This window comes from Treponema sp. HNW, from assembly GCF_050320395.1.
Lineage (GTDB): Bacteria > Spirochaetota > Spirochaetia > Treponematales > Treponemataceae > Treponema_C.
The window spans coordinates 1,791,128-1,804,904 of record NZ_CP144459.1; the positions used below are offsets into that span (position 1 = coordinate 1,791,128).

A 13,777-nucleotide genomic window follows, 5' to 3' on the forward strand; every position below is an offset into this window, starting at 1 on the left:
GAGAACGTGCATATAATATATTCCTTACTATATATAAAAAGCGGGATGACCGTCAAGGGAAGGAAAAGGAGATTGAAAAGATTTCAAAATGACTAAAAAAATATTTTACTTCTTTAATAAAATATTTTTTTTCATTCCAATAAAACCTATACTAAGTGGCAGAATAATTGCAATGATAACAAATAAAGTTCCTACGGATCTTTGTACAAAGCAATTAACAAAATTACCGTAGTAACCGATTGCCCTTCGTAAATTTTCTTCAACAGTCGGTCCCAAAACAACTCCCATAATAAACGGAGCCATAGGATAATCATTTTTATCCAAAATATATCCTAAGATAATAAAACCCAATGTAAAATAAACGTCATATATATTTGAATTAATACAAAAAATCCCGGTAATACAAAAAATAATAATTAAAGGTAAAAGATACATACGAGGAACTCGAACTACTTTAGACATAAAACGAAGAGTTGTTCCTTGATACAGATACATAAAAAAATTGGCAATAAAAACTACAAGCAAAATTGTCTTAAATAATATAGGTTCCGAGAATGTCAAATTGGGACCAATTGGAATACCTTGAATCGATAATATTCCAATCATAACAGCTGTTGCGGTATCCCCGGGAACAGAAAGTGCCAATAGCGGAATCAATGCACCGCCTGTTGTAGCATTATTGGCACTCTCTGAAGCTGCGATACCTTCATCACATCCTGTACCGAATTCTTCAGAACGAGTAGATGTTTTCTTTGCTATTGCATAAGCCATCATTCCTGCAGGACCACCGCCAAGACCGGGTAAAATACCAACAACCGTACCAATAATACTTGAACGCAGCATAATACCGTGCAGCCGAAAAAAATCTTTCCCGGGTAGATAGTGAAACCAACGCTTATCTATTTCCGGAACGGGAATGTGTTCTTTAAGTTTTGTAATTGAACTAATAACTTCAGGCAGAGCAAAAGCACCAATTAAAACAGCTATTAAGTTGAAACCGTTTTCTAAATACATATTACCAAGGCTGAAACGTTGTACGACTCCATCGACAGGACTTGTTCCTACTGTCTTCACAAGAAGCCCCAAACCAAGAGCAATAAATCCTTTTATCATTCTGCCCTGAATAATTATAGATACCAAAGTAAGAGCAAGTATTGTTGCCCCAAAATATTCCCAAGGACCAAACCCTACAGCAAACTTTGCCAATAAAGGAGATAAAAGCAAAAGCATAAAAGAACTGAATATACCTCCATAAAACGAAGCGAACGCCCCTACAGTAAGAGCATACGTTCCGTATCCTTTTAAAGTCATGGGATACCCTTCGAAAGTCGTTGCAATAGAGGCAGCAGTCCCGGGTATCCTTAAAAGTGTAGCCGGCACCAAGCCGCCTGATACACAACCCATATAAGTGCCCATAATAAGACAAATCGACGGAACCCTTCCCATTACCATTGTAAAAGGCAGTTCCAGCGCCAATGCAATAGGAGTGTTCAATCCGGGAATACAGCCGAATATATTCCCTATAACGACCCCTAATAGAATGAATAAGAGGCTACTGGGATTAAAGACATTCAAAAATGCATAAGACAAATCCATAAGATATTTCCTTTATCTCCAAAAAGGTTTCGGAAGCATAATATTGAGAATATTTGAAAAAAAATAATGCATAAAAAATACAAATAATGTTATGCAAATATTTCTTATCAGAATTTGCTTTTTACTGCCTGAAGAACCGGTTGTGTAATAAAAGAAACCGTTTACAGTTCCATAGGCAAATAATAGCGTCGCGATAATATATCCCAGCTTATTTAATAACAGGATATAAGCCGCTATACTTAAAAAAAATTTTAATTGGGTTCCTTGAAACAGCTCAAATAATATAAAATGCTTTTTTTCTTTATCCTTTAAAATAATAAAAATCCGGGTAACGATAGAGACAGCTAAGAATATAAGAACAACTCTAGGAAATACACCTGCACCTCCAGACTTATCAAGAATACTAACAGGAAAATTAAAAGTCATGAAAAAAAATAAAATACAAATTATCAGAATAATACCTAAAAAAAATAATTCTCCCATACAACCTCTCGAAAAAGGACGTACTGTTTATATGATTTTGTACAGTACGTCCCGAATAAAACTATTTTTTAAGGATTTCCGTAACTGCTATTTTTGTTTGAGAAAGTACTTTTTCGCAAATTATCGTATAATCAGAAGCCTCTTCGTAACGAGCGCCGTATCCAAGTTTGTTCAATTCAGCAATACAATCTTTATCTACAGAACATTTTCTAATTAAATCAACATAATAGTCAATAACTTCTTTTGAAGTTCCCTTTGGAGCCCATAAACCAAAAGACTGCAATAAGTAATCAAAATTACTATATCCCAAAGATTCTGCAGTCGGAACATTTTCATATCCGGGAACCTTTGTTTTTTCATATGCAAAAGTCATAAGACAATTAAATTGATTTGCTTTTACATATTGTTGCAAAACACCTACTGCATCGATATACGCATCTATTCTTCCGCCAAGCAACTCTGTAGCTTTATTGTTTAACCCGATATCAACTAAATTGAATTGAACTCCTTCTTTATGCATAATTGCAAGAACAGCTAGTTGAGGAAGCGTTCCAGCAACAGCTCCAACACGAATTTTACCGGGATTAGCTTTTGCACTCGCAATGAACTCTTTATATGATGAATATGAATCTTTGCGCACAGCTAGTCCTACCCATGAATCACACCACATAGTTATCGGTTCAAAATCCATATAAGTAAAATCCGCATTTCCTAACGCTGCCTGAAGATAATAACCTACCGGAACATGTAAGAGTGTATAGCCGTCCGGTTTTGTGTTTTTCACCTGCTTTGCTGCAATTCGGCCCCCTGAACCGACAATATTTGCTACCGTCACATTTACACCCGCGTATTTTGTCATATATTTAGTCACAATTCGGGCCGGAATATCTGCAGCTCCACCGGCATCAAATCCGACAATAAAATTAATGTCTTTTGCAGGAGTAAATCCGTTTATTGAACCGGAAGAAGCTATTTGTACTTTTTCTTCTTGTTTCCCGGCGGCATAAAGAAATAACGAACAAATAAACATCATCAAAACCATTATTTTTTTCATAATTCAACCTCCAAAACAATTTATACTTTTATTATATGATTGAATTACGATTAAGTCAAGAAAAAAAATACATAACTATCATCAACAAATCAGTTTATCCTGGATAATTTATTGAGAAAATAAAACAATTTTCCTTCATCCGTAGAATAAATCTTTTTTCCGATAGTCTCAAAGTGCTTTCTTGTTACCGTTTTATCCGAGACATTCTCCATTACTTCATCAATTAAATGGAAATATTCATCGACTTGTTTTTCCGTAAGTAATGAAAGCATTCCTATAAATATATGTTTTGCATCTTGTGTCCAAAAATATTTTTTAGTAATAGGAAAACTTTCAAATGTTATAGAATTGTGTTTGTCTTCTATAACACGATCGGCCGTATAAGTATAATTAAAATCAAGACCGAGTCGTTGATATTGTTCTATAGGGGCATCATTTTTTTTCATCTCAGCAATCAAGGCATTAATCATGTCTGCTTCCCGCATCGGATCATTAAGAGGATACAGTTGTTCAGGATCCAAACGAAGATCAAATAATTTATGCCCGTATTGAAAAGAGTTACAAAATGTGGGGTTTGCTAAACGGCTCTTTACCGGGATTTTCATTACTTTGCACCCCTTTCCGAAGGGTAAATCCACCATTACAGTCTCTGACAATTCCTCGGGAGAAAAGATTTTATCTTGATGCATCGGCATCAAGGTATATTCATAAAGCGGTTGGTTACTTATGGAAGCCGCAGCACGCATATAAAGCATTTCTCCATCCGTAATATTGACAAAAGAACCGTGGTAGCCGAAAAGCGCATACTTTCTAACTGATTTATTTTCTTTAAGAACACGTGAAAGAGGATGCCCTTTCATCTCTGGCGGTCTATCAACACCAAAATACTCCAATATAGTAGCCGGAATATCAATAGTTTGACAAAGAGCATTTATTCTCTCATTTTTTTTCCCGATACGCGGATCCCATAAAAAAAAGGGGATATTTGCCAATTCATTATAGCATGGCATAACCGATTTCGCCCACCAATCTTTTTCCCCAAGCATAAAACCATGATCAGTGTTTACAATAAAGAGCGTATCCTGCCACATATTATTTGCATCCATAAAATCAAGAATTCGCCCAAGATTTCTATCACACATAGAAAGTAAGGCAGCATATTTATTGCGTATATGTCGGACTTCTTCCGTAGTTTCAGTAACAGGAGCATAAGAGGGCCAATCAAAATGATCACCTGTATAATTTTCAGGATACATATCTTGGAATTCCTTTGGTGAATCAAAAGGCTCGTGCGGATCAAAAGTTTCAATTTGAATAAACCAATTATCTTTATCTTTATTTTTTTCTAAAAATTGAAGACCTTTATCAAAAACAAGATTTTGAGGCCACTCATTTGAAGAATGTATTAATTCTTTATTGCACCAATTATGACGCCACCAAGAAGGATGGGTAAATTCACGCATAGTAGGGACATGCTTAGGAATGTCAGGCATATCCACCCTATATTCCCAAGGATCCGCTTCTTGTCCCCGCACCGCTTCCCAACTGGAATACATAGTATGATATGTACATCCGCCGTCTTCCCAATAATGATCATGATCACTTACAAGACGAGTATATATACCATGTTCTTGAAGGATCTTTGGCATAGAATTATCAAAAGGCTCTATGGGGCCCCACGATCTATGTAAAAAATTATATCTACCGCTATGTATATCACGACGAGCCGGCATACAAGGAAGAGAAGCTGCATAAAAATTATCGAATATAACGGTTTTTTCCGCAAGACGGTTAAAATTCGGTGTTTTTGTCCATTCGCAACCATAAGATTCAAGCAATCTTTTATTCAATGAATCATACATAACCATAATAGCTTTCATTATTTTATACCCTTATATAAATTTAAACGAACATTTAAAGACCATAAATATATCTTAAAACATATAATAATCATATAAATAATTATAAAGCATTATTATAATATGTCAAGAAAATTTACAAAACTAATTAATCAGAGAAAGGAAAAAGGCTTTTGGCAGCGGCAATAAAACTTTGATAAAAAGCGGGATGACCGTCAAGGGAAGGAAAAGGAGATTGAAAAGATTTCAAAACCTGCCGCTTCGGTACACATGTTTTGCCAAAATACAGGCGCCGTGCACGGGTTCGTATAAGCGCTCGCGGACGGTAACGCAGGGTAACAACTTATGCACAAAGGCGGCGGTACGGCGCGAAAAATCGACTTCATGCTCGAAAATGCCGCCTGAAAAAACGGCATGGACAGGCTTATCATCGCCGGAAAAAAGCCGCACGTATACGCTTTGAGCAAGCAGACTCAGCTCCTTTGAAGCTTCATCTATGATACGAAGCGCTTCGGCATCGCCTGAACGCCAGGCATCGAAGACGCAGGGGCAAAAAGAAGCAACACGGGCCTTACTAAAATCGGTATATAAAAAGGAAAATAAATCGCGTATATCGGCAGCTTTGTAATGCTCAAAAAGCATATCGGTTAAACGCGTTGTTTCGGCACGGCCTTCAAGGGCGCGGGAGGCGCTTCTAATACCGGCTAAAGCAATTGCAAAGCCGGAGCCTTCATCGCTTATAAGATGCCCCAAACCGCCGGCTCTTGCCGTTTTTCCGTCGGGACGTAACCCTGCGGCAATGGAACCGGTACCGCTTATAAGGATCAAACCTTCGGCCTTCCCCGTACCGCCGGCAAGGGCTGCAAAGGCATCCGCACACATATGGAGCGGACAGCTGAAGCCCTCTTCGATAAAAAACTCGCGGAATTTTTTTTGTTCGATTTCGGTACTGACACCTGCCGAAGCAAAGCAGCCGGCCGATAAATCGGAAACATGTATACCGTAATCGCTTTGCAGACTCTTAAAGATGCTGCGGATATTGAAACAGGCGGTTTCAAAGCCGACCGCATACATATTCGTCGATGAGCCGGTAACCGTGTGCAAAAGCGTACCCTCGGCATTCATAATACCCAAACGCGATTTTGTACCGCCGCCGTCTATTCCGAAAAAAAGCTTTTCCATACTCTAATACCTGTACATATATCCCGGCCGATATCAGGCGGGATCCGATTTTGCATGGGCGTCAAGGGCAAAATTGATGTTTCCCCCGCCCTCTTTGAGCAGAGCTTCCGCTTCTTCTTTATCGACATTCAGTGAAGCCATAATAATGGCCGTGCGTATTTTTTTTCCGGAAGCGGTAAAAACTTCGGCGGCTTTTTGCTCGCCGCAGCCGGTTATCTCGTTTATAAGGCGTTTTGAGCGTTCCACCAGTTTTGCATTCACCGGCATTAAGTCAATCATAAAATTGTTGTACACCTTGCCCAATCTTATCATTGACGTTGTGGTAATCATATTAAGAGCAAGCTTTTGTGCGGTGCCGGACTTCATACGCGTAGAACCGGTTACGATTTCGGGGCCTACGGGTAAAAAAACCGCAAAATCGGCAAGATTAAAAGTAGCCGAATCTTTATTACAGCTGATCGCTCCGGTAGGACATCCAAGAGAACGGGCATATTTGAGAGCTCCGAGTACATAGGGGGCTGAACCCGAAGCGGTAATGCCGATGAGCATATCGGAAGAAGAAAAGCCGGCATTTTTAAGCTGGTCTACTCCGTGATTTTCATCGTCTTCGGCACCTTCAATCGAACGGCGAAGTGCGGTATCTCCTCCGGCAATAAGACCTTGAACCATGTCGGGAGAAACGCCGTATGTCGGCGGACACTCGGAAGCATCCAACACACCCAGTCTGCCGGATGTTCCCGCCCCTACATAAAACAGGCGGCCGCCTTTTTTAAAAATATCGACCAGCCGGTCAATCAAGTCCGTTAATACGGGAAGAGCGGTTTCTACCGCGGCGGCAATTTTTTTATCTTCATTATTGATAATGTGTAAAATTTCTGCGGTGCTTTTCGTATCGATTTGATACGAAGCGGGGTTACGCTGTTCCGTTGCGGGAATAGGATTCATAGTATCTCCAAGTTAAGTAAAAATTAAAAAAGCCTTGTGCCTGTCTCTTTTTATTATATCCGAATAGGCGGCCTTTGTGTATAGAAAAGCAAAAGAAAATTTCACTTTTTTACAAAAAAAATGAAAAAAAAGTGCATTTATGGGATAAAAATAAGAGCAACAAAGGAAATCACTATTGAATAATTGCAATTGATGAATTACAATATTTTCAACAGTTAATTTTACGGAGGAAAAATTATGAAAAATAAGTTAATTGTATTTTTCTCGGTGTGTTTGCTCCTTATCCCGTTAACACTGACGGCTAAGGGATCGGGTGATCAAGGCAATGTTTCCGGTGAAGAAGTAACGCTGGAATTCTGGACATGGCGGACCGAAGACGTCGAATTTTATGACAAAGTTATCGACGCCTTTCAAAAAAAACATCCCAAAATAAAGGTAAAACAAACCGCAATAAAAAATACGGAATACAACACAATCCTCAGCGCATCGCTTCAGGGCGGCGGAGGTCCGGACGTATTCATGGGACGCGCCTACGGCGGATTAAAACCCCTGGCGGACAGCGGCTATGTTCTCGCATTGGATGATTTGGTACCCGAATTAAAATCTTATTCGGAACCCGCCAAAAGCGGTGCCCGCAGCGTTACCGACGGTAAAATCTACGGACTGCCCGCATTAAGCCAGGCTATTTTTTGCTATTACAACAAAGACGTATATAACAAGCTCGGTTTAAAGGTTCCCACGACATGGGCGGAATTTATTTCCAACCTCGAAACGTGCAAAAAAAGCGGTATTGTCCCCCTGGCCAACGGTTCAAAGGACGGCTGGACGGTTGAAACCCTTATGGGCGGCATCGGACCCAACTTTTACGGTGCAAACGATTTCTTTAATGCGGTTACAACGGGTAAAACAACCTTTGAAGACCCGCGCTTTGTGGAAGCCGTCAAAAAAATCGGTGAACTTCGCCCCTACATGCCCGAATTATTTACGGGTGTAGGCTATACCGACATACAGGGTTCCTTTATCAACGAAATGTCCGCACACATGATCGGCGGTTCTTATGAAGCCGGAACCTTTAAAGCTCAAAATCCCTCGTTGGCTTTTGACGTATTCCCCGTTCCGGGTGAAAAGGCCGGTACTCAGTATGTAACCTTTTATGCCGATATGAACTGGGCGGTAAATGCTGCAACCAAACAAAAAGACGCCGCACTGACCTTTTTAAAATTCCTCGGCTCCAAAGAAGTAGGCAACATGATTGTTTCCGAACTGAAAATGGTCAGTTCCGTTCCCGGAGTGGATACAAAGCTTGATCCCTTTGTCGGAAAGGTTATTACCCTTTTGAAAAACAGCACAAGCTATATCTTCCTCGTTCCCTTCCGCTACGAACAGCCGACAGGCTCTTCATTGTGGCAGGCTGCAGGTCAGGGCTTTTTGTCCGGCTCTTTGACCGCGGAAGAAGCCTGTAAAAAAGTTCAGGACGGTATAGCATCGTATTATAAACCCTTCCAAAAGTAAAAAGAGTAATGTGACTTACCGTAAAAATGCCGTTTTTACGGTAAGTTCTTTTTTCCAAAAGTAGACTAAACGACATCCTTATGATAAATAAAAACACAAGAAAATCTTTATGGATTGCCCTCTTCGTAACGCCGGCTTTGGTAATTGTTACGGTATTTATTTTATTGCCGCTTTTTATGAGCCTTTTTAACAGCTTTTTTGAGTGGAACCAGCTTTTGCGCGGCAAATTTATCGGCTTAGGTAATTTTCAAAAACTGTTCTTTACCTTCCCGTATAATGCACGTTTTTTTAACGCATTACAGCATAACGGCATTTGGTTTATATGTACTATGCTGTTTCAGAATTCTTTAGGCTTGCTGTTCGGCTATGCCCTGAGCCGCCGTATTGCGGGACACGGCTTTTTTAAGAGAATCTTTTTTATCCCCGTACTTTTTTCGATCGTTGCCGTCGGATTTTTATGGGGCATGTATTTAAAAAGCGACGGATTGGTCAATAGCTTTTTAAACCTCTTGGATCTGTCTTCATGGCGCAGAGCATGGCTCGGAGATGAAAAAACGGCGACCTTTGCCATTATCGCGACAAATATTTGGCGGTGGACGGGATTCCCTTCACTGGTATTTCTTGCAGCCATCGATTCGGTTGACCAAAGCTGCCTGGAAGCCGCACACTTGGACGGTGTAAGCGAAACGGGTTTATTTTGGCGTATTATTTTTCCGCTGATTATTCCTTCGGTAACCGTCATTGTTGTACTGACTATAATAGGAAGCTTAAATGTTTTTGAACAAATATACACAATGACCGACTTGGGCGGCGGGCCGAACTACAGCACCGACACAATCGGAACGCTTTTTTATCGTACCGCCTTCGGCTCCGTAGATACGGGTAACCCCGAAATAGGAATCGGAAGCGCCATTGCCGTTATTATTTATATATTGACTTTTTTTATTTCTCTCGCCTCCGTTGCAATCGGAAAAAGCAAGGAAACTGAACTATGACCACGGATTTCAAATTTTCAAACGCGCAGCTTTTAAAGCGCCTGGGGATTATATGTATTTTAAGCTTGATGGTTATATACGTTGTATTGATTGTATATCCTCTGTTTAATATGGTTATCTCATCGGTAAAACCTACACGGGAAATTCTAAAACATCCGTTTTCGCTTCCCGAAAAACCCGATTTTTCATCCTACAAAAAAGTATGGATAGATATGGGGTTCAGTACCTTTTTTGTCAACAGTATTATCGTAACTGCCGTTTCGATGGGCTTGGTGCTTTTATTCGGCTCTATGGCCTCCTACGGAATAAGCCGTTATTCATTTAAGGGCAATACCCTTCTCTATATGATTTTTTTGAGCGGTATTATGCTTCCTTTAAAAGCGGCGATTATTCCCCTTTTTATGCTGATAAAAAAACTCGGTCTTATGGATAACTTTTTGTCGGTTATTTTGATTTTTACGGCAATGGGTATTCCTTCAACCATATTTATCTTATCCGGCTTTTTTAAATCGATTCCCCTCGACCTTGAATATGCGGCCCGCATAGACGGATGCAGCGATTTCGGCATTTACGCCAGAATTATGATGCCCGTTATCGCACCGGGGATAGCCCTGGTAACGATTTATAACTCGGTTCCTATTTGGAACGACTTCTTTTTTCCGCTGGTCTTTTTACACAGCAGAAAATTAAAAACCCTGCCGGTCGGCTTAAGTACCTTTTTCGGCCAGCACAGCACAAACTGGACGCTTTTATTTACCGGTTTGACTGTCGCAATTTTGCCGATGCTCATTATGTATATTTTTATGAGTAAGTATTTTATAAAGGGTATGACGGCCGGAGCCGTAAAATAAAATTTACAGGTACAATACGGGACCGGGCTGCCGAAAAAGTGAGGCTTCGGCAGCCCGGTTGTTTTTAAATTAAAATGCCGCCGCACACGGACAAATCAGCGTATAAAACCTAAAAGCAGCAAAACCGCAGCCCCAAAAGCGATACGGTAAAAACCGAAGAGTTTAAAGTCGTGCTTTTTTATATAGGACATTAAAAACTTGACGGCGGCAAGGGAAACGATAAAGGCGGTTATACAGCCGACAGCTAAAACGGCAGATTCGGCACCGCCTAAGCTTCCCTCGTATTTTAAAAGCTTTAACAAACTTGAGCCTATCATAACGGGAACGGCAAGAAAAAAGGTAAACTCGGCGGCGGCGGTGCGCGATACGCCGATAAGAAGCGCTCCTATAATCGTCGCACCCGATCGCGAAGTTCCGGGAATTATCGAAAGCACTTGAAACAAGCCGATGATGAGGGCGGTTTTATAATCGATATCCCGTACATCGTTTATGCGGGCATCGCGCTTTTTATTGATGTTTTCAATAACGATAAAGACAATGCCGTAAAAAATCAGCGCAAAAGAAATAACCGCGGGGCCGTATAAATGTTCTTCGATAAAATCATCCGCTGCAAATACGGCAACGGCTCCGGGAATGCAGGCAGCGACGGTTTTAAACCAGAGAGAAAAAATATCCTTGTGTACGACTATTTTAGGCAAGCCGTTTGACGCACCGCTTAAGCCGCTTTCGGCGGATTTTTCAAAACCGAAGGGAAACATACGATTCCAAAATAAGATAATTACCGCACAAACCGCGGCAAGCTGAATGACAATAAAAAAGAGGGATTTAAACTCGGCACTCATATTCATCGGTAAAAAGGCATCGACTATGAGCATGTGCCCCGTACTGCTTACCGGAAGCCATTCGGTAATACCTTCAACAATACCGATAATAAGCGCTTTAAACATTTCAAAAAAAGGAAGATTTTGCATAAGAGGAGTGTAACACAAAAGCGCATTCGGGGAAAGGAGTTTTAACCGCGAAGTACGCAAAAGACTGAACGGCTTCCCTCTCGGCGGTTTTTCGGCTATACTGTAAATATGAAAGAAGCACGGGAATTACTCGATTTTATAGATAAAAGTCCTTCCATGTTTCATGCCGTACACAATGCGGCGGTTCTTTTGGAAGAGGCGGGCTTTACACGCCTAAAAAGAAGCGACGACTTTATCCTTGAAGACGGAAAAGGTTATTACACGGAACACAACGGAAGCGCTCTTATAGCCTGGCGCATGGGACGCACCGGAGGACTTAAAAACGGCTTTAGAATTATCGCAAGCCACGGCGATTCTCCGGGCTTTAAGATAAAACCTCAGCCGGAAATATGCATACATAATCATTATGTAACGGTGAATACCGAAGTATACGGCGCCCCGATTTTATCGACATGGTTCGACCGTCCCCTTTCGGCAGCAGGGCGTGTTGTCCTTAAGGGAGGCGATTTACTCAATCCCGATATACGGCTCATCGATTTTGAAAAGCCGCTTTTTACGATTGCGAACCTTGCAATCCACATGAACCGCGAAGTAAACGAAGGTGTTGCTATCAATAAACAAAAGGATATCCTTCCCCTTTTAGCAGTTTTGAACGGGGACTGCAAAGCCGAAAATTTTTTAACCGAACTTATTGCGGATACACTGCATGTAAAAGCCGAAGACATTGCGGACTTTGACCTCTATCTGTATTGTACGCAAAAAGGCTGTTTTACGGGTGCGCAGGATGAGTTTTTTTCGGCGGGGAAAATAGACAACCTCGGCATGGCCTACCCTTCAATAAAGGCACTCGCTCTGGCACAGCCTGCCGATTTTATACAAACTGCGGTTATCTTCGATAACGAAGAAGTGGGGTCTGCAAGCGCACAGGGGGCGGGAAGTCCCTTTTTTGCCGACACCCTGCACAGAATAGCCGCGGCGGTATATAAAGAAGGTGCCTTTGAACGCTTACAGCAAGCCCTCTCTCGGTCTTTTTTAATTTCGGCCGATCAGGCACACGCCTTTCACCCGAACTATCCCGAAAAAAACGATATTACGAATTTTCCGCTTATAAACGGCGGGCCCGTTATCAAAAATGCGGCATCGATGAGTTATACCTCGGATGCGGTTTCTTCGTCCGTTTTTAAGGAATTGTGCCGCCGTGCGAGTGTTCCCTTTCAAACCTTTGTAAACCGCTCGGATATACGGGGCGGCTCGACCATAGGGCCGGTTTCAAGCGCCCAAGTGCATATAAAAAGCGTGGATATCGGGAACCCCGTTTTGGCGATGCATTCGATACGTGAACTTGCAGGCACCCGAGATCAGGAAGCGATTTTTAAAGTATTTGCAGAATTGTACCGCGGGTGAAGGCCGTCGAGATATTTTCACAGCGGGAATAAGTACAAAGACTTGGAAACCTTCTGAATAATTTGCTATGAGTTTTTCTTTGACTGTTTAGCAGTATTTTTATAATTCACAGTAGAAAAATTATCGGAATATAGTATAATCATAGGCGGTAAGGAGGTCGTTGATAATGGAAACGGCTCTTAAAGAAAAAGCGATGGATTATTTTGCCCTGCTTGATAATGAGCAGGCACGGATGGTTATTTCATACATGGAAGCAATTGAATTACCCACTGAAAAAAAACAGCGCAGTCTTGCCGACCTGAAGGGTAAAATTCAGTTTGCTGACGGATATGATTATAAAGCAATGCGGAGTTCCCAATGATTTTAGTAGATACGTCCGTGCTGGTCAATTTTTTTCGCGGCAGGGAAACTATCGGAACCGCATATTTCGAAAAATTGATTGATGAACAAAAATATTTTTGTATCAATGAATTTATTTATCAGGAAATTCTGCAAGGTGCAAAAGACGAAAAAGAATTTGCCCTTTTGAAATCTTATTTAAGCGATGTACCGTTATATTCGCTAAAACTGGGGATTCAATCCTTTGAAAATGCCGCTCTCTTGAACTTTCGTTGTCGTAGAAGAGGTGTTACAATTCGTAGTACGGTAGATTTGCTGATTGCAGAGACTGCGATTGAGAATAATATTCCGCTTCTATACGATGATGATGATTTTGTAAATATGGCGCAAATTATTACGGAATTAAAGCTTGCGATGTAGATAAATAAGTGCCCAAGTGCATATAAAAAGCGTGGATATAGGGAACCCCGTTTTGGCGATGCATTCGATACGTGAACTTGCAGGCACCCGAGACCAGGAAGCGATTTTTAAAGTATTTGCAGAATTGTACCGCGGATGAAGGCCGGGGCTGACACAAACCCTATGC

The 13,777-nt window shown here is 41.0% G+C and carries 14 protein-coding genes; 7 read left to right on the top strand and 7 right to left on the bottom strand.

Annotation, left to right across the window (positions count from 1 at the left end; translation table 11 throughout):
• Positions 1–105 precede the first annotated feature (105 nt).
• The 6 genes from V1L52_RS08280 to murQ all read right to left on the bottom strand — a co-directional run bounded on the left by V1L52_RS08280 (position 106) and on the right by murQ (position 7,119).
• Positions 106–1,596 carry a tripartite tricarboxylate transporter permease gene (locus V1L52_RS08280; protein ID WP_428768668.1) on the bottom strand — a complete coding sequence of 497 codons (1,491 nt, stop codon included), beginning with the start codon at positions 1,594–1,596 and terminating at the stop codon, positions 106–108.
• Positions 1,597–1,608: 12 nt separating this feature from the next.
• On the bottom strand, positions 1,609–2,079 hold the full coding sequence (locus V1L52_RS08285; protein ID WP_428768670.1) for a tripartite tricarboxylate transporter TctB family protein: 471 nt from the start codon (positions 2,077–2,079) through the stop codon (positions 1,609–1,611).
• Positions 2,080–2,140: 61 nt separating this feature from the next.
• Complete coding sequence (locus tag V1L52_RS08290) at positions 2,141–3,133, bottom strand: tripartite tricarboxylate transporter substrate binding protein (RefSeq protein ID WP_428768672.1); 993 nt, start codon at positions 3,131–3,133, stop codon at positions 2,141–2,143.
• Between the two features lie 89 nt (positions 3,134–3,222).
• Positions 3,223–5,013 carry a sulfatase gene (locus V1L52_RS08295; RefSeq protein ID WP_428768674.1) on the bottom strand — a complete coding sequence of 597 codons (1,791 nt, stop codon included), beginning with the start codon at positions 5,011–5,013 and terminating at the stop codon, positions 3,223–3,225.
• 225 nt (positions 5,014–5,238) lie between these two features.
• Positions 5,239–6,174: a BadF/BadG/BcrA/BcrD ATPase family protein gene (locus tag V1L52_RS08300; protein WP_428768676.1), complete on the bottom strand. Its 936-nt coding sequence runs from the start codon at positions 6,172–6,174 to the stop codon at positions 5,239–5,241.
• 33 nt (positions 6,175–6,207) lie between these two features.
• Positions 6,208–7,119, bottom strand: coding sequence for an N-acetylmuramic acid 6-phosphate etherase (gene murQ / locus V1L52_RS08305; protein WP_428768678.1), 912 nt, complete (start codon positions 7,117–7,119; stop codon positions 6,208–6,210).
• Between the two features lie 237 nt (positions 7,120–7,356).
• Between murQ and V1L52_RS08310 the strand changes: the two genes are divergently transcribed.
• The 3 genes from V1L52_RS08310 to V1L52_RS08320 all read left to right on the top strand — a co-directional run bounded on the left by V1L52_RS08310 (position 7,357) and on the right by V1L52_RS08320 (position 10,477).
• Positions 7,357–8,631: an ABC transporter substrate-binding protein gene (locus V1L52_RS08310; RefSeq protein ID WP_428768680.1), complete on the top strand. Its 1,275-nt coding sequence runs from the start codon at positions 7,357–7,359 to the stop codon at positions 8,629–8,631.
• An 80-nt stretch (positions 8,632–8,711) separates the two neighbouring features.
• Complete coding sequence (locus V1L52_RS08315) at positions 8,712–9,626, top strand: carbohydrate ABC transporter permease (protein ID WP_428768682.1); 915 nt, start codon at positions 8,712–8,714, stop codon at positions 9,624–9,626.
• Positions 9,623–10,477: a carbohydrate ABC transporter permease gene (locus tag V1L52_RS08320; protein WP_428768684.1), complete on the top strand. Its 855-nt coding sequence runs from the start codon at positions 9,623–9,625 to the stop codon at positions 10,475–10,477. Before V1L52_RS08315 ends, V1L52_RS08320 begins: the two co-directional genes overlap by 4 nt.
• A gap of 95 nt (positions 10,478–10,572) precedes the next feature.
• On the opposite strand, the gene V1L52_RS08325 is transcribed toward V1L52_RS08320, so the two are convergent.
• A complete protein-coding gene (locus V1L52_RS08325) occupies positions 10,573–11,448 on the bottom strand; it encodes an undecaprenyl-diphosphate phosphatase (protein WP_428768686.1) in 876 nt (291 codons plus the stop codon).
• A gap of 108 nt (positions 11,449–11,556) precedes the next feature.
• Here V1L52_RS08325 and V1L52_RS08330 point away from each other — a divergent pair, with 108 nt between their 5' ends.
• From V1L52_RS08330 to V1L52_RS08345, 4 genes are all read left to right on the top strand, one after another.
• Complete coding sequence (locus V1L52_RS08330) at positions 11,557–12,852, top strand: M18 family aminopeptidase (RefSeq protein WP_428768687.1); 1,296 nt, start codon at positions 11,557–11,559, stop codon at positions 12,850–12,852.
• A gap of 163 nt (positions 12,853–13,015) precedes the next feature.
• On the top strand, positions 13,016–13,213 hold the full coding sequence (locus V1L52_RS08335; protein WP_428771814.1) for a hypothetical protein: 198 nt from the start codon (positions 13,016–13,018) through the stop codon (positions 13,211–13,213).
• Positions 13,210–13,611, top strand: coding sequence for a type II toxin-antitoxin system VapC family toxin (gene vapC, locus V1L52_RS08340; RefSeq protein ID WP_428768689.1), 402 nt, complete (start codon positions 13,210–13,212; stop codon positions 13,609–13,611). The genes V1L52_RS08335 and vapC overlap by 4 nt, the downstream gene beginning before the upstream one ends.
• A 31-nt stretch (positions 13,612–13,642) precedes the next feature.
• Positions 13,643–13,750, top strand: a complete 108-nt coding sequence (locus V1L52_RS08345) for a hypothetical protein (RefSeq protein WP_428768691.1) — start codon at positions 13,643–13,645, stop codon at positions 13,748–13,750.
• The last annotated feature ends 27 nt before the right edge of the window (positions 13,751–13,777 follow it).

What these genes read in the sequence shown, in the direction of transcription:
- vapC (WP_428768689.1), top strand. Translation starts at nt 13,210, where the DNA reads ATGATTTTAGTAGATACGTCCGTGCTGGTCAATTTTTTTCGCGGCAGG.
- V1L52_RS08315 (WP_428768682.1), top strand. Translation starts at nt 8,712, where the DNA reads ATGATAAATAAAAACACAAGAAAATCTTTATGGATTGCCCTCTTCGTA.
- V1L52_RS08295 (WP_428768674.1), bottom strand. Translation starts at nt 5,013, where the DNA reads ATGAAAGCTATTATGGTTATGTATGATTCATTGAATAAAAGATTGCTT.
- V1L52_RS08285 (WP_428768670.1), bottom strand. Translation starts at nt 2,079, where the DNA reads ATGGGAGAATTATTTTTTTTAGGTATTATTCTGATAATTTGTATTTTA.
- murQ (WP_428768678.1), bottom strand. Translation starts at nt 7,119, where the DNA reads ATGAATCCTATTCCCGCAACGGAACAGCGTAACCCCGCTTCGTATCAA.
- V1L52_RS08320 (WP_428768684.1), top strand. Translation starts at nt 9,623, where the DNA reads ATGACCACGGATTTCAAATTTTCAAACGCGCAGCTTTTAAAGCGCCTG.
- V1L52_RS08290 (WP_428768672.1), bottom strand. Translation starts at nt 3,133, where the DNA reads ATGAAAAAAATAATGGTTTTGATGATGTTTATTTGTTCGTTATTTCTT.
- V1L52_RS08330 (WP_428768687.1), top strand. Translation starts at nt 11,557, where the DNA reads ATGAAAGAAGCACGGGAATTACTCGATTTTATAGATAAAAGTCCTTCC.
- V1L52_RS08300 (WP_428768676.1), bottom strand. Translation starts at nt 6,174, where the DNA reads ATGGAAAAGCTTTTTTTCGGAATAGACGGCGGCGGTACAAAATCGCGT.
- V1L52_RS08280 (WP_428768668.1), bottom strand. Translation starts at nt 1,596, where the DNA reads ATGGATTTGTCTTATGCATTTTTGAATGTCTTTAATCCCAGTAGCCTC.
- V1L52_RS08310 (WP_428768680.1), top strand. Translation starts at nt 7,357, where the DNA reads ATGAAAAATAAGTTAATTGTATTTTTCTCGGTGTGTTTGCTCCTTATC.
- V1L52_RS08325 (WP_428768686.1), bottom strand. Translation starts at nt 11,448, where the DNA reads ATGCAAAATCTTCCTTTTTTTGAAATGTTTAAAGCGCTTATTATCGGT.